The following is a 466-nucleotide window of genomic DNA, read 5'->3' as shown; positions in this document are numbered from 1 at the left end:
CAAACAAACAGAGATTAAACTGAAGAGTTTGATCCTGGCTCAGATTGAACGCTGGCGGCATGCCTTACACATGCAAGTCGAACGGCAGCGCGGGGCAACCTGGCGGCGAGTGGCGAACGGGTGAGTAATATATCGGAACGTACCCTGGAGTGGGGGATAACGTAGCGAAAGTTACGCTAATACCGCATACGATCTAAGGATGAAAGTGGGGGATCGCAAGACCTCATGCTCCTGGAGCGGCCGATATCTGATTAGCTAGTTGGTGGGGTAAAGGCCTACCAAGGCATCGATCAGTAGCTGGTCTGAGAGGACGACCAGCCACACTGGAACTGAGACACGGTCCAGACTCCTACGGGAGGCAGCAGTGGGGAATTTTGGACAATGGGCGCAAGCCTGATCCAGCAATGCCGCGTGAGTGAAGAAGGCCTTCGGGTTGTAAAGCTCTTTTGTCAGGGAAGAAACGGTG

1 rRNA gene is annotated in these 466 nt (G+C 53.9%); it reads left to right on the top strand.

The annotated features are described in order from the left end of the window. Window positions 1-16: 16 nt before the first annotated feature. Window positions 17-466 (top strand): 16S ribosomal RNA (locus H3H37_RS25455); the annotation flags it as partial.

This window comes from Rugamonas brunnea, from assembly GCF_014042345.1.
In the GTDB taxonomy this organism is placed as follows: Bacteria; Pseudomonadota; Gammaproteobacteria; order Burkholderiales; family Burkholderiaceae_D; genus Rugamonas; species Rugamonas brunnea.
This window is presented reverse-complemented; position numbering and strand designations above follow the sequence as displayed.